Source organism: Tardiphaga sp. OK245, from assembly GCF_900108575.1.
Classification (GTDB): domain Bacteria; phylum Pseudomonadota; class Alphaproteobacteria; order Rhizobiales; family Xanthobacteraceae; genus Tardiphaga; species Tardiphaga robiniae.
This window is the reverse complement of the sequence record NZ_FNWZ01000001.1, coordinates 22,684-41,971: the sequence shown is the minus strand read 5'-3', so window position 1 is coordinate 41,971 and position 19,288 is coordinate 22,684. Positions and strand designations below refer to the sequence as shown.

General features: G+C 55.5%; 14 protein-coding genes. 7 read left to right on the top strand and 7 right to left on the bottom strand.

The window, feature by feature from the left end; all coding sequences use genetic code 11:
• Positions 1–5: 5 nt before the first annotated feature.
• Positions 6–284 carry a DNA -binding domain-containing protein gene (locus tag BLW80_RS00180; protein ID WP_093756346.1) on the bottom strand — a complete coding sequence of 93 codons (279 nt, stop codon included), beginning with the start codon at positions 282–284 and terminating at the stop codon, positions 6–8.
• Positions 285–479: 195 nt separating this feature from the next.
• On the opposite strand from BLW80_RS00180, the gene BLW80_RS00175 reads away from it, so the two are divergent.
• The 3 genes from BLW80_RS00175 (at position 480) to BLW80_RS00165 (ending at position 6,851) form a co-directional block, all read left to right on the top strand.
• On the top strand, positions 480–1,436 hold the full coding sequence (locus BLW80_RS00175; RefSeq protein ID WP_093756345.1) for a DUF4238 domain-containing protein: 957 nt from the start codon (positions 480–482) through the stop codon (positions 1,434–1,436).
• Between the two features lie 55 nt (positions 1,437–1,491).
• Positions 1,492–2,301 (top strand): hypothetical protein, encoded by an 810-nt coding sequence (locus tag BLW80_RS00170; protein WP_139285762.1) that lies wholly within the window; start codon positions 1,492–1,494, stop codon positions 2,299–2,301.
• A 434-nt stretch (positions 2,302–2,735) separates the two neighbouring features.
• A complete protein-coding gene (locus tag BLW80_RS00165; RefSeq protein WP_139285761.1) occupies positions 2,736–6,851 on the top strand; it encodes a P-loop NTPase in 4,116 nt (1,371 codons plus the stop codon).
• 250 nt (positions 6,852–7,101) lie between these two features.
• On the opposite strand, the gene BLW80_RS00160 is transcribed toward BLW80_RS00165, so the two are convergent.
• Complete coding sequence (locus BLW80_RS00160) at positions 7,102–7,989, bottom strand: LysR family transcriptional regulator (RefSeq protein ID WP_093757269.1); 888 nt, start codon at positions 7,987–7,989, stop codon at positions 7,102–7,104.
• 100 nt (positions 7,990–8,089) lie between these two features.
• Here BLW80_RS00160 and BLW80_RS00155 point away from each other — a divergent pair, with 100 nt between their 5' ends.
• Positions 8,090–8,953 (top strand): SDR family oxidoreductase, encoded by an 864-nt coding sequence (locus BLW80_RS00155; RefSeq protein WP_093756342.1) that lies wholly within the window; start codon positions 8,090–8,092, stop codon positions 8,951–8,953.
• 39 nt (positions 8,954–8,992) lie between these two features.
• Positions 8,993–9,469, top strand: a complete 477-nt coding sequence (locus tag BLW80_RS00150; RefSeq protein ID WP_093756341.1) for an AtaL-like protein — start codon at positions 8,993–8,995, stop codon at positions 9,467–9,469.
• 94 nt (positions 9,470–9,563) lie between these two features.
• On the opposite strand, the gene BLW80_RS00145 is transcribed toward BLW80_RS00150, so the two are convergent.
• A complete protein-coding gene (locus BLW80_RS00145; protein WP_093756340.1) occupies positions 9,564–9,827 on the bottom strand; it encodes a PilZ domain-containing protein in 264 nt (87 codons plus the stop codon).
• Positions 9,828–10,118: 291 nt separating this feature from the next.
• Between BLW80_RS00145 and BLW80_RS00140 the strand changes: the two genes are divergently transcribed.
• Positions 10,119–10,988, top strand: a complete 870-nt coding sequence (locus BLW80_RS00140) for an ArdC family protein (RefSeq protein WP_093757268.1) — start codon at positions 10,119–10,121, stop codon at positions 10,986–10,988.
• 296 nt (positions 10,989–11,284) lie between these two features.
• Here the strand turns inward: BLW80_RS00140 and BLW80_RS00135 are convergent, their stop codons facing one another.
• From BLW80_RS00135 to BLW80_RS00125, 4 genes are all read right to left on the bottom strand, one after another.
• The gene (locus tag BLW80_RS00135; protein WP_093756339.1) at positions 11,285–12,226 is read right to left on the bottom strand and encodes an SMP-30/gluconolactonase/LRE family protein; all 942 of its coding nucleotides are present in this window, start codon (positions 12,224–12,226) and stop codon (positions 11,285–11,287) included.
• Positions 12,186–14,255, bottom strand: a complete 2,070-nt coding sequence (locus tag BLW80_RS00130) for a PQQ-dependent sugar dehydrogenase (protein ID WP_093756338.1) — start codon at positions 14,253–14,255, stop codon at positions 12,186–12,188. The genes BLW80_RS00135 and BLW80_RS00130 overlap by 41 nt, the downstream gene beginning before the upstream one ends.
• 133 nt (positions 14,256–14,388) lie before the next feature.
• Positions 14,389–14,556: a hypothetical protein gene (locus BLW80_RS30135; protein WP_170849528.1), complete on the bottom strand. Its 168-nt coding sequence runs from the start codon at positions 14,554–14,556 to the stop codon at positions 14,389–14,391.
• The gene (locus BLW80_RS00125; protein WP_170849527.1) at positions 14,531–18,394 is read right to left on the bottom strand and encodes a tetratricopeptide repeat protein; all 3,864 of its coding nucleotides are present in this window, start codon (positions 18,392–18,394) and stop codon (positions 14,531–14,533) included. Before BLW80_RS00125 ends, BLW80_RS30135 begins: the two co-directional genes overlap by 26 nt.
• A 431-nt stretch (positions 18,395–18,825) precedes the next feature.
• On the opposite strand from BLW80_RS00125, the gene BLW80_RS00120 reads away from it, so the two are divergent.
• Entirely contained in the window at positions 18,826–19,017 is a 192-nt protein-coding gene (locus tag BLW80_RS00120; protein ID WP_093756336.1) for a hypothetical protein, read from the top strand.
• Positions 19,018–19,288: the final 271 nt, after the last annotated feature.

The following is a 19,288-nucleotide window of genomic DNA, read 5'->3' as shown; positions in this document are numbered from 1 at the left end:
GTCGGTCAGTTCGGCGCGCCACCGCGAAGAAGATGGCGATAGCCATGCTCGGCTAACCATTGAGCGCGCGTTAGATAGGTTTCCCATGCCCGGTGTGCCCGGTCAGGCTCAAGACCGGGATCAATCTGAAGCACCATCTTTGCGACTTCCTTCCAGTCCGCCCCGTCAGCGTCTGCATTAAGCAGCCTCAGGTAGGTGATAAAATGCTGCTCATCATAAGCAGTAAGCTGGTCAGCTACCGGTGCCATATTGGCGACCTTGGGATCGGCTATTGGCTTTTGCATAAAATTCTCTCCCGCTTTCTTTGCCAGGCTATAGCTGCTGACCCAATGGCGGTAGTCCTCTTGTTTGCATCACACGTGATGCCGCGCAGGCATCACCGTCTCACGGTGCGTGCGAAGCTCTTTCGCATCAAGGCAAAGCCTTACGGGCGCTATGCGGCTTTGACCCAGCAGTGCTGACGCGGCTATCATCGAGCCATGGCGCTCGATCACTATGTGTCTCAGGTTCACCTGAAAAACTTCTACTCTCCGGCGTTGGGAGAAAGATTGTATGCGATGCGCAAATCTACGTTGAAGGCGTTTACGCCGCGCGCGCAGGATATTTGCCGGATAGCCGAGGGGAGCACCAATCGGTTTCTTGATGATCCGCGCACGATTGAGGATTTCCTGAGAGATGTGGAGCCTGCATACAACTTGGCTGTTTCGCGGCTCCGGGAGGGTAAGCCCGACCCGCAGGCGGTGTATGCGATTGCGGGGTTTGTGGCTTATGTGACCAGTTGTGCGCCTGCTGCGATGCGGATTCATGCGGCGCCGTTACGCGGTGCGCTCGAGAACACGGCGGCGCTGCTGGAGGGGCGAGGGGATTTGCCTGCTGCGCCGCCCGAGTTGGGTGGCAAGTCGCTCACCGAGTTGCTGGCGGATGGCACGGTACAGTTGGAGATTGACGAGAAGTATCCGCAGGCACTTGGGATCAACTCGATTCTGCAGCGGGTTTCGATATTCGGTAATTCTCCCTGGGAGGTGATGCACAATACGACAGATAGCCCGTTCTTCACGAGCGACTATCCTGTTGCACTCGAGGCGAGCGGGCGTCCTGGGCTTGTGAACTGGATTGTGCCGCTGGCGCCGGATCTTGCCGTTCGCATTCGTCCTGATGTGCGGTTATCGCGGGCGCCGGTGGATTTGACGTTTCCCCGGTTTTCTTGTGAGGGGCGCCCGGTTAGCCGGTCCGAGGTCATGCAGGTGAACCGGCTGATTGTAAGGAGTGCCGAGGACTGCGTGTTCTATCGGGACCAGCATGGCTGGGTGGCGGCGTTTATTGAGAAGAACCGGGCTTACCGGATTGAGTCGGTTGTGAGCCGCATTCCGACGGGAAGGTCTTTTTTTACGTCGGCGAGCCAGATGATTGTTTCGGTGCCGGTCCGGACCGCTTGACTGGATTCTTGTGACTAGTTGAATGCCAGGCAACGCGTGCATGTCAGGGGGCGAAATGCGCAAGGTCATCGATACGAACTACATGAAATCGCCCGAGCTACGCGAGTATCTTTCAGATCCGGCCAACTCCGCCGTTATTCCGGATTTTGCCATCATGGAAACGTTGAGGGGACGTGATCCAGAGTCGATTTCTCAGCAGGTTCAGATTCTCTCCGAGCACCCTAATCAGGTACTGCTGTTGAAGACGACACATGCGATCTGCGGGCTTCGGCCGCGAAGGCGTGGGCGTGGGTTGCAGAGACGTCTCATCGACAAGAAGCAGTCGGCTGCGTTCAAGCCTTTCTGCGAAAAGGTATCGAAGGCGAAGGATGGGGATGCCGTACTTCGAGCGCAGCTCTCAGAGAAGAGCGACAACGCCGAGGCTGATCTTGTCCAGATAGCTCAGGGGCAGGAGACATTTGTAGCCAACCTGGCCGAGCATGCAAAAAAGTATACGGAGGCTGAACTAAAGATCCTTAGAAAAGGTGAGCCGGTCACACCCGAACTGCTGGACAAGATAACGCGAGAAATCCTCGGTTTGGCAGCGGCGCTCTTTGCCGCTCATCCTTATTTCAAGAAGCTTCCTCGCTATGAAGACCTGCCAAACTCTTTCATTTTCCGCTATGCGGTGGTGGGCTATGTGATTGCCCTCCGTTGCATCAAAGAGGGCGGTGCTGCAGGCGCTTCGCCCGAGAACATCCGTAACCAGATGGTCGATGCGATGATGGTGACTTATTCAACTTTCTTCGATGGCTTTCTGAGTGACGACAAAAGGGCGAATGAACTCTACGAAACGGCAAGGGATCTGCTGAAGATTACACACTAACGGGTGCCGGAAGCCGTCTGCCCGCCAAAGCTTGTTTTGAGATGTATGACAACTGCGAGCGCTCAAGAAATCATCAGTCGAGGATGTCGGCTCATTTGGTCGTGTTAAAAAGACGGGCCGCGAGGCGTAGCGCCGTCAAATACATAACCAAAAAAGGAGCGATGCTATGCAACTCAGCGGCACGCTCGCTGTCTGGTGGCACCGATTGCAGGTTTTTCTCGCAATCAGTGTCCGGCTCAGGTAGCGACACGAAAAAGGGGCCGCTCTAACGGCCCCTTTCAATACATAACCGCTTCAAGAGCGATGCACATTATATAGAGCGCTTGGATGGGATGGTCAAGGAATTTAAGCCTGTAAGGCGGCGTGCGGGAAGGCTTGCGGGCTGAATTCTCATCGCTTTTCGTAGTTTTTTGGCGCTGGACGGGCTATCCGCCTTGAAGCTGCGGGTGCGCAAGTCAAAGCCATTGACCAAAAACTCATACACATTTACTGTGTGCGACATGAAGAAGCCCCTGGCCCCATATTCCGCGTTCGGAAGCCTCCTTACCACGCTGCGCCGTGCTCAAAAGATTGATCGGCAGGATGATTTGGCGACCTTGCTGGACGTCAAACAGCAGACAGTCAGCCGCTGGGAAGCGGGCACATCGCGTCCGCGAGAGAAACAGCTGCCGCTCATTGCGAGTAAACTCTCTGCTAACCTCGGCGATCTTCGGGCTGCGGCGGGCTTTACGGATGAAACGGTTGTCGCCAGCTTCGATCAACCGTTCCCCATAGATGCATTATCTCCGGAGAGCTTCGAAAGATTCACAGCGGCGTTGTTGCAGCGCCTGTACCCCGAAGCGGCGGTTCACCAGATGGGTGGTCGCGGTCATACGCAAGATGGCACCGATATTCTGGCCACCATGTCGGATGGGGCGGTGTACTCGTTCCAGTGCAAGCGAACAGAGGAGTTTGGGCCGCAGAAGGTTCATGCGGCCGTTTCAAAGCACACCGTGAACGCGGTCAGGAAGATCATCGTTCTGAGTCGCGTGGCCAGTCCGCAAGCCCGGGAAGCCATCGCCTCTTACAAGGGATGGGACATCTGGGATCGGGATGATCTGTCGTTGAAGCTTCGCGGCCTAGCAAAGGTCGATCAGCTCAGTTTGGTTGATATCTTCTTTAGCGGCCGACGCTTTGAATTGCTGGGCATAACCGAAGAGAGTGTATGGGAGACGGCCCAGGATTTCTTCGCGGCTTTTGAAAATGCCGACGGGCTATTCAACCATGTGTGGAATCTCGTTGGGCGTGAAGGCTCCTTAGCAGAGCTTACCGGTCATCTTACGAACGATAAATCCCGTGTGATTTTTCTTACGGGATCTGGCGGATCTGGAAAAACGCGAGTTCTAAAGGAGGGGATTGCTCGTTATGGGGCCTCCGGCAAGCGGCAGATTGTTTTATTTCTGAGCCGCACAGCTGAGATCACCAAAAAGAGTCTCGAAGAGCTAGGGCACAGGCCAGCGCTCCTCGTTGTTGATGACGCACATGATCGCACGGACCTTTCGCTTCTGTTTCAATATACGGCCGTCACTAAGGGTGTTCGGCTAGTGCTTGCTCTGCGCCCTTACGGCTTGAGCCATCTCAAAGCCCAGGCTAGCAACTTTTCTCTGCTGGAGTCGATTGGAGAGGTCGTGCTTCCAGCTTTGACAAAAGATGAAGCTGAGCAGTTGGCCCTTCAGGTGCTGAAAAAAGAAGCCGGGCCACTTCACGTCGCCAAAGATATCGCACGCCTTACTTACGATTGTCCCTTGGCCACCGTCGTGGGTGCCCAGATAGTCGCGAGAGAGAAGAAGCATCTTGATCTCGCTAAAAACGAAGAAGATTTTCGCATTACGCTGTTCGGTCGTTTTGAGGACGTGATTGCCGGCGAGTTGGGGCAGAAGGCGGACGCCGAGCCTTTGAAGCGGCTTTTGAAAGTTCTAGCGCTCTTTCAGCCCTTTTACCTGGATGACAAGTCGCTATTTGCAGCGATCCAAAACCTGGAAGGTCTTCAGCCTCATGACGCAAGCCGGTTGCTGAAGCTGCTGATTGATAGCGGTGTATTGTTTAAGCGGGGTTCACGGTACCGCCTTTCACCTGATGTGCTCGCGGACTACATCATCGAAGCCAACTGCGTTGGTCTGGGTCATCAGTCAACGGGGTATGCGGAAGCGGCATTCGACAGTGCCAGCGATGGATTGGTTGAAAACCTCCTCCTTAATCTTGGAAAGCTTGATTGGCGGCTTTCAAACGGGAACGCGAGTAACAGCCGGTTGCTTGACGGTATCTGGGCAAAACTTAAGCCCCGGTCTGAATACAGTGACCCGCATATTGGTGCAGTGAAGGCTGTTGCATTCTATCAGCCGCTCAAAGCGATTGAGTTTGGCGAAGGCCTCATCCGGCAAGGGAAGTTTCTGAAGCAACTCCCACAGATTTTCAGATATGCCGCCTACAATCTCGAACATCTTCCGAGGGCAGCAGCGGCGCTGTGGGAACTCGGGAAGGACGATGAGAGGCAAACCAACCAGCACCCAGAGCACGCCATCCGCGTTCTGGCGGAGCTGTGCGAAGTTCAGCCAAATAAGCCCTTTGCTTACAATCAGGCCATTCTGGAGTTTGGACTCGCTCTAGCTGTTGAGCCGGGCTGCTGGAATTGTCGTCATACGCCGTTGGACATTCTTACCCCGATCTTCAAGACCGAGGGGCATACCACGACCTCTCAAGCTTATACGATGAGCTTTAACCCGTTCACTGTTCACGCGGACGCCGTGAAGGGAATGCGTGGGCGAGTGGTCGATCTCATACTTGAGCTCATGGAAAATCCGAACATCCGCGTGGCCACCCGCGCTGCTGACGCTATTGCAGATGCCTTGCGCTATCCAATGGGCCTATTCGGCGCGTCGGTGGCTGATGACGCTCGTGCTAAGTGGACAAAGGTTTTTTGCGAGACGTTGGAGTCTCTTGAAAAGGCTATCCGGTCGCGTGCCTATGACCCCCTTGTATTGGTCGGAATTGCGAAAGCTGTCTCTTGGCACGCGAACTACAGCAAGTCTGAAACGGCAAAATACGCCAAGGGCGTTCGGGCTGCTTTGGACTCGTCGCTTGACTACAAGGTGCTGGCTACGCTGACGGATGGTTACGGGACGGAGTTGCGCCGCATTGACGCGAAGAATTATCAAGCTCTTCTAGACAAGCATCTAAATTCTGTCGCTGCAGAGTTGCTCGACGCTTACCCGGATAGCGCACAACTACGCAATTATATCGAAGGTCATCTTTCGCACATCCAGTCGAGTACCATTGCTGGGCGTGCATCGCCACATGTGCTTTATGGTGCCGTGTTGCTTCGGTCGCCATCGCTGGTCACCGTTACTATAGAAGATGCGTTGCAAAACCCCGATTCCCTCACGGCGCGCTTTGCATCGGAAGCTCTGCGTATCTTATGGGGGCACGATGTTGTCGCCGCGCGTCGCAGCGCTAAAGCCTACCTCTCATCAAACTCAGACGGCCTCAAGGCTGCGGTAGGAGGGGCCCTTTCCAGGCTGGACTTTGCGCAGGTGGAATATGGTGACGCCGAAAGGTCCGCCATAGAGACGCTGATAGCCGCCGAACCTACGGGGTACGGCGTTGGTGTCGTGTCTTCGGGCATCTATGCTGTGCGATCGCTATCGCGTTTTCAGCCAGATGAGGCGCTGCGTCTCGCTCTCCAGGTCAACCTGGGCGAATCGGCCTGGCTGGCAGATGATCTGCTCACGATGTTTAGCTTCGGTGTGGAGCTTCCGTTCTCGCGACTCTCGGAAGCCGACGTGGGCGTGTTTCTACAAAAGCTGATGGCCTTACGTGAGCTGGAGGGCCATTGGATCGAGACCTTCCTTGCAGAGGCGTCATTGGTCCACCCTCATCGAACCTTTGATTTCTTCCTTGATCGCATTGCGCGCGCGATTGCGGAGGATGCTTGGGGATATCGACCAATAAATCACGGTCCATACGTGCATATACCCCTGCGCTTCAAAGAAAGCGCAGAGTACGGGGCGCTGTTAGCCAAGTATACCAAATGGATGACCTCAGTCCAATATGACGGTAAGGAGGACATGCTCTTCCGTTATCGCTCCCGTGAGTTATTTGAGGCTGCGTTCGGCTTTGACGACGAAGTCATTAGTTTCATTGTTCAGTGGTCGAACAGTGCCGACGAGGCTGAATTTGGGTTGCTAGCAAACATCTTAGAGGAAGCCCCTGCCTCGTTTGTCTTTACGCACAAGCACCTGGCGATAGATCTTCTGACGAAGGCGAAGCGTATGAGCGAGAAAGTGTATAAGTCACTTGAGAGCGCTTTGTATGCATCAGCCCACGGAGGCGTACGGGGAGGTGTCGCTGGCGAGCCCTTCCCGCGAGATGTTGAAATGAAGGCGAGCTGTGAGGAGATTCTCGCCAGTCTCTCGAAATTTTCACCGGCTTATGAACTCTACAGCGAGCTGCACAAAGGTGCGCAGCAAGAGATCGAGCGGGCGGTCCGTAGCCGAGAAGAGTTTGAGGACTAGCGATGGAAAAATTCGAGCTAACCGTCGTGGCGCAAGGTTCTCAGTCCATATGGGTTGCTGTCTTGGTGATCGCAATAATTTGTCTAACCATCACCGCCGTGGCCGTGTCGATGGCGGTTATTAGGACATCTCCTTCGGTCAAGCGGGTTGGAAAGCGCGCGAAATAGTATGTGGAAGACCTCTCATCGTTGCTGGGGGCAGGCTATGCCCTTGGACGAACTCGCGGCCTCGCGCGCAGAAAGTCCATTTATCATTTCATGAATGCGGCAAGTTCTTCCGGCGTTCCCGTTGGGAAAGCTCCTTTCAGATAGTCCAGAAAAGCTGAAACACGCGCGCTCAGCAGCCGCCGAGAGGGATAAAGAGCCCACAGGGCGATGTCTGGTCCGCCTACGTCGCCCCAATGCACTAACGTGCCAGCAGCCAGATCATGACTTACGAGTGATATCGGAAGGCGCGCTGCGCCGACGCCCGCGCGGACCGCGTCGCGCACCATGACCAGCGATGAAAGAGAAAGGACCGGATCGACCGTGATGCGCGATTTTCCTGTTGGTGTTGTTACATCCCAGGATGTGATCTGGTCGCCCGCACCACGCACGACAGCCGGGACAGGTGAGTCGGCAGGTCGAGCCAAACTTGAACTTGCAACGACCACCAGCCGATCGCGCAGAAAGGCTCGTCCGACGAGGCTTTCATCCGGATCTGGATTGATGCGGATGACCAGGTCGTAACCTTCTTCCACCATGTCGACGGGGCGGTCTTCGGTCGTGATCTCCAGCCGTACCTCTGGATATTTAAGCGCGAACCCGGCGGCCAGCTTGCCCATGGCGATCTGAGAAAAGAGCAGGGGAGCACTAACCCGCAATTTGCCGCGCGGCTTGTCGCCGCCCGAAGCGATCGCGGCTACCGTTTCGTCGAGCTCGGTAAGCAGGGTCCCTGTCCGCTCGTAAAGTGATCGCCCCTCCTGAGTAAGCTTCAACTCCCGCCCGCCGCGCTCAAACAGGCGCAAGCCGAGGATGCTCTCCAATTCTGCCACCCGCCGCGACAGGGTTGCTTTTGGGTGCCCCGTCGCGCGTGCCGCACGGCCAAACCCGCCATGGCGGGCGACCAGGTTGAAATCGGCGAGAGCAAGTAGATCCATCTGTTCCATCAGTGAGACTGTCTGTCTCTTTATGCCGTCTATTGGACCATTTGTGAACCACTCATATTCAGGGGGTGATCAACCAATAGGAGAATATCCCATGACCATCCTCGTAACAGGCGCGACCGGCAACATCGGCCGCAATGTCGTCGAACAGCTCGCAAAGCGTGGCGCCTCGGTGCGCGCCCTCGTCCGCGATCCCTCTAAGGCTAACTTTCCAGGCGGTGTGGAAGTCGTTCAAGGCGACCTGCTTGACGTCGATTCCCTCCGGTCAGCCATGAAGGGCGTATCCACGCTGTTCCTGCTCAACGGTGTCGTGGCCGACGAATACACTCAGGCGCTGATTGCGCTGAACGTCGCCCGCGAAGCCGGCATCGAGCGGTTCGTGTACCTGTCCGTCATCCACAGCGACCGCTACGTGAATGTCCCGCACTTCGCAGGCAAGTTTGGCGTCGAGCGCATGATCGAACATATGAAGCTCGGCGCCACCATCCTACGCCCCGCCTACTACATGGACAACGAGATCACCATCAAGGACGTGGTCACCGGCTACGGCATCTACCCGATGCCGATCGGCGACAAGGGCCTCGCCATGATTGATGCACGCGACGTCGGTGAGGTCGCCGCGATCGAACTGATCCGCCGTGAGCAATCGTCCACGTCCCTTCCGCTCGATTACATCAATGTGGTTGGGCCCGACACGCTCACCGGCGCAGACGCCGCGGCGATCTGGTCGGATGTCCTTGGGCGTACGATCACCTTCCCCGGCAATGACACCGCGGGGTTCGAGCAGAACTTGCGCCAGTTTATGCCGAGCTGGATGGCCTTCGACATGCGCCTGATGGCCGAGCGGTTTCTGACCGAAGGCATGGTCCCTGACACTGGCGACGTCGCGCGGCTGACCAAGCTGCTGGGCCGTCCGCTCCGCTCGTACCGCGACCACATCGCTCAGATCACGGCGTAACCCGCCGCGACGTCATCTAACAATCCAAGGAGAACTATCATGATCTATTCCACAGCAACCGTGCCGGTGAATCCGGCCGGTGAGACTAAGCTTACCCGTGAGCAGGCCTGGAAGGGCCTTGAACTGAAGGCGCGTGATGCGCGTCAGTTCCTCCCGCCGGGACTTTGCACGCGCTGCGACGTCGTCGAGGAAAGCGCAACGCACTTCGTGCGCGAAGCGACCATTGCCGGCTCCGACCTGCGCGAGATCATCACCCTCGAACCGCAGCGCAAGGTCACCTTCTTCCAGACGACTGGCCCGCGCGAGGGCGCGATCATCAACGAGCTGTTCGAAGATGACGCAGGCGAACTGCAGCTTCGCTTCTATTGCTACACCGGCCTGCGCGGCAAGAAGCCCAATGGCCCGGAGGAGCAAGCTGAGCAGGCTCAGTTCGACAGCGAAGAAAAGGGCTATAAGGCCGCTCTGTTATCGACCTTGAAACGCACCCGTGAACTGCTCGCGGAAGGGCGGCTCTAACTATCTGTAAACAATAATGGGGGCTGCCTCTTAGGAGGCGTCCCTATTAGCTAGCATCACATGCGTGGACTTGCGGACAGTCTTGATTGATGAACTAGTCATGATTGGGCTGCAGATACTTTAGAAATTTCACACCGATACGCTTTTCTTTCCTCCAGACGACAATGCACGGGTACCTGTGGTGGTCGGCTGGAATGTACAGTACCGCTTCATTGGGGATACCTACAGGGCTCGCGACGTCGAGAGCTGCGCCACTTTCCGAGAAATTGCGAACTGTGCAATCCACAGCGCCGCCGCCAAATTCGATCGACCCTTTCTTCAATACACGCTGCCGTGACGCCGATCGCTTTTCATCCATGATCGTCTCACCAGTCGGTTATTCTGTGAGAAGATAATTCCGTGCTTTCCCGATTACTAGACATCGAGCGGTTTACGGCTTCACCGGGCCTTCGTCACCGTATCGGGATGCCCTATAGCTCAGCTCTCCTCGACCGCCATTAGCCTTGCATACCGGCTGACCTGACGCAGACATCCGCTCACTGCAAGGGTCATGCCCTCGCGCAGGCGCGCCCTGCGGGTGCAGCTCCCGTCTCTCTCCGTCCTTTCGGTCGCCGGCAAGGCCCAATGGCCGCCAGCGAAGGAGAGATACATGAGCAAAGATCGTTTCGACATTCACCAGCACCTTACGGACCGCATCGTTTTGGCCATTGAGGCCGGGGCAGGCGAGTGGCAAATGCCTTGGCATCGCGGCAGTGGTGGTCGCCATCCTGTCAACATCGCGTCTGGCAACAAGTATCGCGGGGTCAACGTCCTTGGCCTATGGGTTGATGCCCAGGTGAATGGTTACAGCTCCCATTTGTGGGGCACTTACCGGCAATGGGCCGACAAAGGCGCTACCGTCCGCAAGGGCCAGAAGGCTTCTTACGTTGTTTTCTACAAGGAAATCGAGGTCAAGGCCGACGGTGATGCGGAAAATGATTCCAAGCGCCGTCTGTTCGCCCGGGCGACCCCGGTCTTCAATGCCGATCAGGTTGAGGGCTTTGATAACGCGACAGTTGAAGCTGCCGTTGAAGAACTTGATAGCGTGGACAGCTTCATTGCCCGTACCGGCGCCACCATCGTTCACGGTGGAAGCCGCGCCTGCTTTATCCCGAAGCTGGACGAAATCCATATGCCTAAGCGGGCGTCCTTCACCGGATCGGCCACGTCGACAGCCGCTGAAGCTTACTACTCAACCCTACTGCACGAGTTGACCCACTGGACCGCGCCTGCGCATCGCTGTAACCGGGATCTGTCCGGCCGATTTGGCAGTGATGCCTATGCAATGGAAGAGCTCGTTGCTGAACTTGGTGCGGCGTTCCTTTGCGCGGAGCTTGGGGTCTCGGTTGAGCCGCGTCCTGACCATGCGCAATATCTGGCGCACTGGCTGACTGTCTTGAAGGCCGACAAGCGGGCGATCTTTACAGCCGCGTCTAAGGCAGCAGAAGCTTCGGTCTTTTTGAGCGGGAAGGGCGCTTAGTGCGCAGGTGGCATCATGCCCTCCAAGGACCAGCGCTTCGCAGGGCAAGAGCGTGGCGCCTAGTGTTGGGGCTGTATGCTGCGCATCGAGGGGAAGGTGTAGAGACTAGACGGGCGGCACCTAAAGCGAGTCGCTAGGTGAAGAGATAGTCCAGACCACAAACGCATTAAAACGCGGCGGCGAAAGCCGAAGTGGTACGAAAATCCGTTGGGCCGCGAGGCCTGTGCCGGTTCGATTCCGGCCGCCGGCACCAGCCACCAGCACGAATGAATTTCGTTTGCATCTTCCGATGCTCGTCAACACCTACCGTTCTGCATACAATATTCACGGCCTTCCTTATCGGTCTGGAAAGACTCAATGTATCCACCCTGCCGCTGGCTCACGAAAACCGTCCGGCCGTTCGTGCCACCAAACGCAAGATTGGTTGGGTCTTTCCCTTGTAGGACGATGTCTCGCAGCAGTTGTCCGTCCGGCGTCATGACGGTGATCGCTCCCTTTTGGATTCGCGCGATCAGCAGTTTTCCATCGACATCGGTGCGCAGACCGTCAATCGTGTCGGGTTCAAAGGTCTTGAGGAGCCGGGCTGAGGCCAGTTCGTTTCCACTTATACGGTAAGCCCATAGTTGGCCGGTGAGCGATTCACCGACGTAAAGTGTCTTGCCGTCAGGGCTTAAATCGATACCATTCGTGGTACCCATGGCGCGTGGAGCGGTCATCACCTGGCCCTGCACCTGCCCATCCGCCCCTTTTGAAATCCGCCAGATCTGACCAGTGCGGCCCTTCCAGTTCGGGTCGCTCGCATAGATGGTGCCATCGCGGGCTATCGTTAGATCATTGGGCTGGTTCATGAGATCGGAGTGAAAGTGGACCTCCGGCTCAAGGCCGCCTTTCCTGATCGCAAAGACATTGTGCTTCTTGTAGTCGACGATGAACATCGTTCCATCGCGATCGAATCGGATAGCGTTGCCGACACTTCCGTCAGGAAGGCTGATGAATTTCTCGGACTGCGCGCTTCCAACCACCAGCTTCCCGATTGCACCGGGCTTTCCCAGGTTGACGACGAAAAGATTGCCATCAACGTCCGCGGCGGGTCCCTCGATGCCGAACGTATACTCACCCGCTGGCGTCACCTGACGGCTTTCGAACAGCTTTGGCTCAGCCCTCGCAGCGGTTGTCGTGGCAGCGATCAAAAGCAAACTACAAAGGCACCAGAAACTCCTGCTTGATGTAATAGCCATCTGCGTCCGTGCACTCCCCGTTGAGGAATTGGTCGGCCGGTTTGTAGAAACGGCTATAACCGGGTTTATCTACGGCCTGCCTTTGTGTCACCACGACGACCTTCACTGTCGGAATCTCGCCGCATACCGTGTTGGACTTGCTGAAAAACTCCCGGCTTACCCGGCCAGGCTTCACCCGCATTCTTATGCCGGGAACCATTTTTCCGGCAAGGTAGTCTGCAAGGTCAAGCACTCGCGCATAGCCAGGCTCAGTCTTCGGAAGGCTTTCTCCCCCAGGCGGCATCAGCTTCTCGGACCCAAAGCCCCTCAGCCGGGTGCGCAGCCTGCCTGAATCGGGATCTCCGGGATAGATCCAACCATCCTGAGACAACATAAAGCGAAGGACAGCGTCGTCTTTCTCGGCGTCGGACTGGCCTTTCTTCACGCCGAAATCGGAATGGCAGCCGACGCAATGCTTTTCGACCAAGCCGGTACGAATAGCCGTCAGGCGCGTCTTGTTTTGCGCGTCGTTCGCGACGAACCGGACCAATTCATCAATCTGGGCCTGGGTGCGCACGTCACACGGCTGGGGTTCCGGGCGCTTCGCTGTGCTTCGATCGATCCGGATAACGGATTTGTTCTTGTCTTCCACCAGCCAAATGGCACCGTCCACCGCGACAGTTAGGCCGACGGGCGCGCCTTGCGGCCGGGCCCCGTTCACCCGGAACCATCCTGAGATCAATTCCTCAAATGGCGCAGCGGCAACTTCCCCCTTGTCGGTCTGGAAAGCGCGTGTCGGCTCGGCCCCACAACTCACCTTATAGCGGACCGGTGGCGGGCTCACCTTGGGGAAACCGTGGTCATCCACGTCGTAGACCAGCAATCGGCTGCCCGTCGGGCGATAGCCATGGAGGCCAACGATCAGCTTGCCCTCCAACTCCGGGAATTTGTTTCCGTGATAATAGAGCATGCCGAGTGGCGCACCATGCGGCGGTAAAAGCGAGTGCGGTGGTTTGTAGGTTGTCGCGTCATTGCAAAGGTTCTTATAGGGACCCGACTGCAAGACGAGTTTGAACTCCGGGCTTGCGGTGGCGTTGTCATAACAGTACGGCCAGCCGTAGTGCTTGCCTTTTTCAACTGCGTTGAGCTCTTCGTTCGGCTTGAACACATCCTGCAGGTCCCTGGCATTCTCCCCCTGCAGAAACGCAAAACGGGGCTCCGGAAACCGCGGATGAATGGCGAGCGCCATCGAGTTGCGAAACCCGCGCGCATAGATCTCGCGGGGTGGGTTAGGATTGTTAGGTTTGAGGGCCGGGAAAATGCCACTGGCTGGCGGCGTGAACATCCAAATCGATGCCCACGGTGACGCCCCTTCGCCTGCCGAGCAAGGCTTGGTGATAGGCGCCGGCACGAGGCAATTATCGCTATGCGAACCGACGTTGATAAATATCCGGCCGGTCTTATCAAATACGAACTGCTTCAGCGAATGGCTGCTCTCCATCACCTTAGTTCCGTCGGGAAGTGCGACGTTGCGGCCAGGCAGATCCTTGATAATCAATTCCACGGTGGCTCGTGGATTTGCTGACAGCGGGTCAAAGCGAAAGATGGTCTCGGCGGTCGACGCATAGACTTTCTTGTCTAGACCGATCGCCAGACCAAAGGGATACTCCTGATCGGTGAGAACCTCCCGGATCCGCTTTCCTTCGGCTGCGTGCGGGTCCAGCACCAGCAATCGTCCGTCCTTGCGGCCCCACCCGCCCATATCCGAGATCACGAACAGCTCATGGCCTGGAATTTGGATGATCGAGCGCGGAAATTCGAGACCATCGTCCTGACTAGCGACAATCCCGGCACAGAATCCTTCCTTCATGTCGATCTTCAGTCTGGGAAACGACAGCGCGCCGCTACCACACTGCTCCGGTCCGATTGCGTAGCCACTTCTTTTCGCCAGTTCTGCCGACGTCTCGGGGGAGCCGCAGAGTACGAAAGCAACGACAGCGGCCGTCCGTAGCCCGATCTTTTGCAGAGAAACGGTAATGCCCTCGATCATAATTGACCCTTACCCCTAGAAAATTAGAAATCTAGCAAAAGGAATTTGTAGGACTGTCTGGAGTCGCTCCCGCTTCGACGCATAGTCCAGATTAGGCCTGTGCCGGTTCGATTCCGGCCACCCGCACCAGCCATCAACGAGCGATAAGTTCGCCGATTAGCTTTCGAAGCGGCGATTCGTCGCCGTTGAAGCTCACAATCATGGCGGTGAGCATGGCCTTGGGCTTTAGTTTCGTTAGATCCAAGGGATGACCAGCCTGATCTACCAAAACCCCATCAACGTTGGGTTTTTGCATCAGCAAGGCGCGTTTCATACTCGCGCAGCCGCTGTGCCAATTCTCCTCGCTCTTTGGAGTCCTCCTTCAGGAGGTTAACAGCCTTAGTTTGCGTTGTGACGGCTTCTTGAAGCCGGCCAAGCTTAAAAGCGGCCAGTGCATGGGTATCCAGGAAATTGTACTCATTAAAATTCGAGAGTTCGTTTGATTTTCTGCTCAGCTGATATGCTTCGTTCAATACGCTAGCGTTGGAACTGCGCTTGGTCAAAAGGAACCAAGCCAGACCATTTAAGAACGTGCCCTGGTCCTCCTTAAGCCTCAATGTATCGAGGTGAGTGAGTGCCCGGCGGTACATCGCCTCTGCCAAATCAAGTCTTTCCAATTTTTGATATGAAACGGCCATGTTAAACTCGGGCCATCCATCTACACGCCCCAACTCCAGGCACTTCTCAAATGCCGCTATAGCGTCTGGATACCTACCACTATCCGCCTTCGTGTTGCCCAAGAGATTCCAAGCTATCACGCTAGATGGATTTGTGTTGACGGCTTCAAATGCGAAAGCCTCGGCACGATGGAGGTCCGCACTGTCGCGAGCCAGTTCGCCTACCGTCTCAATAATTCTGCTACGGGGCTTGCCACTGACCGCCAATGCAAAGGCTATCGGTGCAAGCGTCGACGATACTTCCGACCCCCCAGAATACTTGGCCGCAGCTCGCACGAGCGCTTCGGGCGACCGATCCAGTTTCAATTCTTCGATTTTAACGAATGGGATCGCCGATTGCGGCAACGTGAAAAAAGTTTGAAACTGAACGCTCCGAGGGTCCGAGGCGCTGGCCCACCGCGTATCCCTGCCTTGGCGCGTCAAAATCGCGTTAGCCCAAGCCCAAACCTCCGGGCGAACTGCTTTAGCCTCTGAGCTAGAAGTCAGGATGTCAGCTGCGAAACGATCACCACTTATCGCAAGAACTAGGACAGCGTCTTCATACCGGACCGCAATGCGGTCTTGAAGTATTTTTTTTGCCCACCGGATTTGAAATCCGGAAAGTAAGAGCGGGTTCGTAGATACAATTGTTGCATAGCGGCGTCCAAATTCAGCATCGTCAGGATTTTTCCGGATGATATCGCTCATTAGCTGCCGCAATTCCGGAATAAATGTCGGATCGTATGACCCAGAGTCCTCGTCGAATCCGACGGCAACGTTCCATTTATAACTTGGAGGCTCGACGCTCGGTGTTTTCAGATTGTCGACGCTTGTGATTGGCGCAAGCTCCCAGCGTTCGATCTGTTCAGAAGTAAGAGATTCCCGGGAAACGCCTCGCGCGGCGTTCTTGAGATCGTCGTCCGTCCTAAAGCGAGAGGTTAGGTACCGCGAACCCTCTTCAGGCGTGTACCGTAAACCACCGAATATGAACTGGGCGACCATTTGCCCACCATTCTTGCCGAACAAAGTTTCCTCCGCCGCAATTTTCCACGTCCTAACTTGGCCGGTCATGTCGGCACTAAGGACCCGGTCTCCCCGAGCAGAAAAATCAAAATCAACTATTCGGGCGGGCGTTGGCAGCAAACGTTGGCCACGATGGATATCTCCGTCCCGAGAATCTACTTCGCGCGCATACCACAACGACGCTGAAGAGGCTTTGGCCCCTTGTTGTTCGAGAGCAGGCGAATGAGCTGTAGCGATGTAGTTTCCTAGAGGTGAATGCCAGACACCTACAGGCTCACCCAATCGTTCAGGTCCACGCTCCGGCGACCAGTCTTCACTGGGTGTTACCTGCAATTTGTCGCTTCGAGCAAGTTCAAAAAGAGCCGTCTGTGTGGGTGTTACAATGGCTAGTGAACGACCGTCGTTGCGAACGTCGATTTTGGAGAATAGACCTCTGAGACTTAACACTGCTTGGCTGGAGGCTAAGTCCCAAACTTCGACCTCATTCAGATAGCCATCGTCGGTGATAATGATTGCGGCGTTGGAATCTGGCCCCGGCAGGACGCGCGCAAGTGGGGGTTGTTTGTTCGTGGTGAGCTTGTCGGAATTCATTATGAGCTTGGTCATCTCACCGGAAAGGCTCAGGCTTGGCACCGGCAATCCGAGAATATCTGTCTCGAACTCCCTGCGCTTCTGGTTGGCGGTCGATAGGGCGATTTGAAGTTCTTTGATTTTGGTCGCAGGCGTTTGGCTATCCCGCTGCGCAGTTTCGAGTTCTTTTGTTGCCTTTAATTGAAGTTCTATTACTTCAAGCAATCCAAAGCCGGGTCTTCTTGGACGAAGAGCGTCGGTGCGAACCCTCGATACCTCCGTTCCGGAGTTCATTTCCCAAGATGTGAGATCACCACCTTTCTCAAGGAGAAAAACTCGGCTCCCGTCGAGGCTGACATGACCTGCAACAATTTTTCGACCATCAACCGCAAGAGTTTGTTTTTGTCCTTCTCGAAAAACAACGATGTGCGGCTCGCTACCAAATCCAAGTAGCGCGCTGCCGCTCTTGGACAGGGAAAATGAAGTGAAATTTCGTCCAAGATCCGCGACTTCACGGAGCTCATTTGAGTTCGTAAGTTCGAAAAGTTTGACGGCGCCATCACGGCCGAGGGTGGCCAACCGGTCACGATCAGAGGCAACCGCGATCGCCTCCAAGCCCGTCAGTAACACCGTGTTATCGGTCCCAGCAGCGATTCCAACATTCCAAAAATGGAGGCCGCCATCCTTGTCAAGTATTGCGGCAACCTCGCTGCGGCCTATGAATTTTGCTTGCTTGACGGGCGGATTGACGTTGGTAGATCCACGCTGTGAATCCGCAACGTTTCTGCTGGCGGGTGAATAATTCCAAGTATCGAAAACAGGAACATTTCGGATCGCACGGTTGACTAAGGATCGGGCCGAATTATTTGACGACAACTCAAGCGAATGCAGACCGAGAGCCATCGCAACGGAAGGCTCTGATTCGAGCAGTTGATTGCCGATGGATACAGCGAGGTTAGCCCGGCTTCGATTTGCATTTCCAAGTGCGATGTCGCGCTTCTCGATTGCATCTTTTCTTTGTATATCAGCCTCTGTGTAGAGGCCCAATATCCAAAAGAAAGCCAGAGCGACGGGGGTCACATAGACGAACAGTTTTATAGGCTCTGAGTTGTTCGCGATGGTATGTATGAATCCGTCGAGCGGAGTGAGTGCCGGGCGTAAGTCTAAGGCCGCAACAGCGCCATCGCCGGTCAGTACTGGCAGCCAGTATTGACGCATCCAATCGTCGATCGGTTTGCCGCCATCGTCGACGAAATAGCCACTGTGACCGAATACAAAAAAGCGATTGCGAAAGCCTCCATGAGTAGCACCGCTGAATCCGACGCGCCCGGCCATTCCAGTAAATAAGACAAGCAACTGGTTGATTAGCAATACGGAGTCTTTCGACCCGCAATCGTTTACGACTCGCCTGAGGTTAGGCCCGGTGAGGTCACGCCACGGAAAATTTATCTTAAGAACTGAGCCCGACAAAATAATGGTATGTATCGCCGGCTTCAGGAAAGACGGAAGACTGGCAAGGCCCCAACCGATCAAGTGCGTTCCAAAACTATGTCCAACGACGTCGATGCGGTCCCAGGTTTTCTGTTTTGACCAATGGACAAGTTCTTGCCGAAAATTTCGGACGACTAACCAACGTAAAGGTGGAATCAGGAAAGCGAGGACAGAGAAATACCCATACTTGTAATGCACGAAGAATATGTCGTCGTTTTCTGGCTCGGGGCTCAGTATTTGTTCAAGGCGCTCCTGCCAGTTACCGAATGTCCTGATGCCATGAACCGTAATAATGAGGCGCTTCGCTGCTACAGGTATCAGCCCGCGTTCATTGCTGTCAGTTGATTGACCGGTTTGCATGATTGTCCTCATGAATTCGGGAATTTCGATTGAAATGCTCGTTAAGGTAGCAATTATTTGGGTCGTTATAAAGCTCGTTTATTTTTCTAAAGCCCGAAAACGTGGGCTTATTTGAATGTGTGTGGCTGGTTTTCGCTATGGCTTGAGCGCGACATCGCTTAGGGACGCGCTGGAACATCTTGGTTACACGTGCTGGAATCGCCCTTGACGGGCATCCTTTGATCTTCCAATTCAGCTCGCAAATGAAAACATTGTCTTACATTTGGTAGTTCAGCCGCAACACCTCGCGCAGATTCTCGTTGCTCATGATGGGCGTCGTTTTGCGGCTTTGATAAAGTGGCTTTAACCGCTTGCCGGCATCGACCGGCACAGGAAACGTTTTTATCTCCGGCCAGTCATGTCGCTTGCGGCACCGTCAACGGAGAATGCCAATGGCTGCTAAGCCTAAGAAGCCCACCCACGAAGCCTTCGTCGTTACCGGCGAAGGAGAGAGCGCGTTCTGGACCAAGATCGGTGCGGTCTGGCCGCATCAGGACGGCAAGGGATACAATATCGATCTCACTGCGATGCCTATCAGCGGTCCCCTCGTGATTCGCGAGCGTAAGGAACCGGAAAAATCATAATGAAGATGCCCTTTCGGGGGCATCTTCTCTTGTAGGTCACATCCGAACGTGGGAGCGCATTTCGACAGCTTCCGACCCCATCTCGGTCTAAGCGGCGGCGCTTGCGTGTGATCGAAAGCAGACGTTCGAACCAGAGCAGGTCATGGCGGCTTCGCACCACAAGTCAGCTTCTAAAAATGGCTGATGTCGCTATAGTCAAGTCACAACTCCTTGTTGCGCCCGCCCCCCAAGGATACTAGTTCTAAACCCCGGTGATTTGGTCCAATTGTCC

Excerpts from the sequence above, each read along its gene's own strand:
- BLW80_RS00180 (WP_093756346.1), bottom strand. The coding sequence starts at position 284 with ATGCAAAAGCCAATAGCCGATCCCAAGGTCGCCAATATGGCACCGGTA.
- BLW80_RS00175 (WP_093756345.1), top strand. The coding sequence starts at position 480 with ATGGCGCTCGATCACTATGTGTCTCAGGTTCACCTGAAAAACTTCTAC.
- BLW80_RS00170 (WP_139285762.1), top strand. The coding sequence starts at position 1,492 with ATGCGCAAGGTCATCGATACGAACTACATGAAATCGCCCGAGCTACGC.
- BLW80_RS00160 (WP_093757269.1), bottom strand. The coding sequence starts at position 7,989 with ATGGATCTACTTGCTCTCGCCGATTTCAACCTGGTCGCCCGCCATGGC.
- BLW80_RS00155 (WP_093756342.1), top strand. The coding sequence starts at position 8,090 with ATGACCATCCTCGTAACAGGCGCGACCGGCAACATCGGCCGCAATGTC.
- BLW80_RS00150 (WP_093756341.1), top strand. The coding sequence starts at position 8,993 with ATGATCTATTCCACAGCAACCGTGCCGGTGAATCCGGCCGGTGAGACT.
- BLW80_RS00145 (WP_093756340.1), bottom strand. The coding sequence starts at position 9,827 with ATGGATGAAAAGCGATCGGCGTCACGGCAGCGTGTATTGAAGAAAGGG.
- BLW80_RS00140 (WP_093757268.1), top strand. The coding sequence starts at position 10,119 with ATGAGCAAAGATCGTTTCGACATTCACCAGCACCTTACGGACCGCATC.
- BLW80_RS00135 (WP_093756339.1), bottom strand. The coding sequence starts at position 12,226 with ATGGCTATTACATCAAGCAGGAGTTTCTGGTGCCTTTGTAGTTTGCTT.
- BLW80_RS00130 (WP_093756338.1), bottom strand. The coding sequence starts at position 14,255 with ATGATCGAGGGCATTACCGTTTCTCTGCAAAAGATCGGGCTACGGACG.
- BLW80_RS00125 (WP_170849527.1), bottom strand. The coding sequence starts at position 18,394 with ATGCAAACCGGTCAATCAACTGACAGCAATGAACGCGGGCTGATACCT.
- BLW80_RS00120 (WP_093756336.1), top strand. The coding sequence starts at position 18,826 with ATGGCTGCTAAGCCTAAGAAGCCCACCCACGAAGCCTTCGTCGTTACC.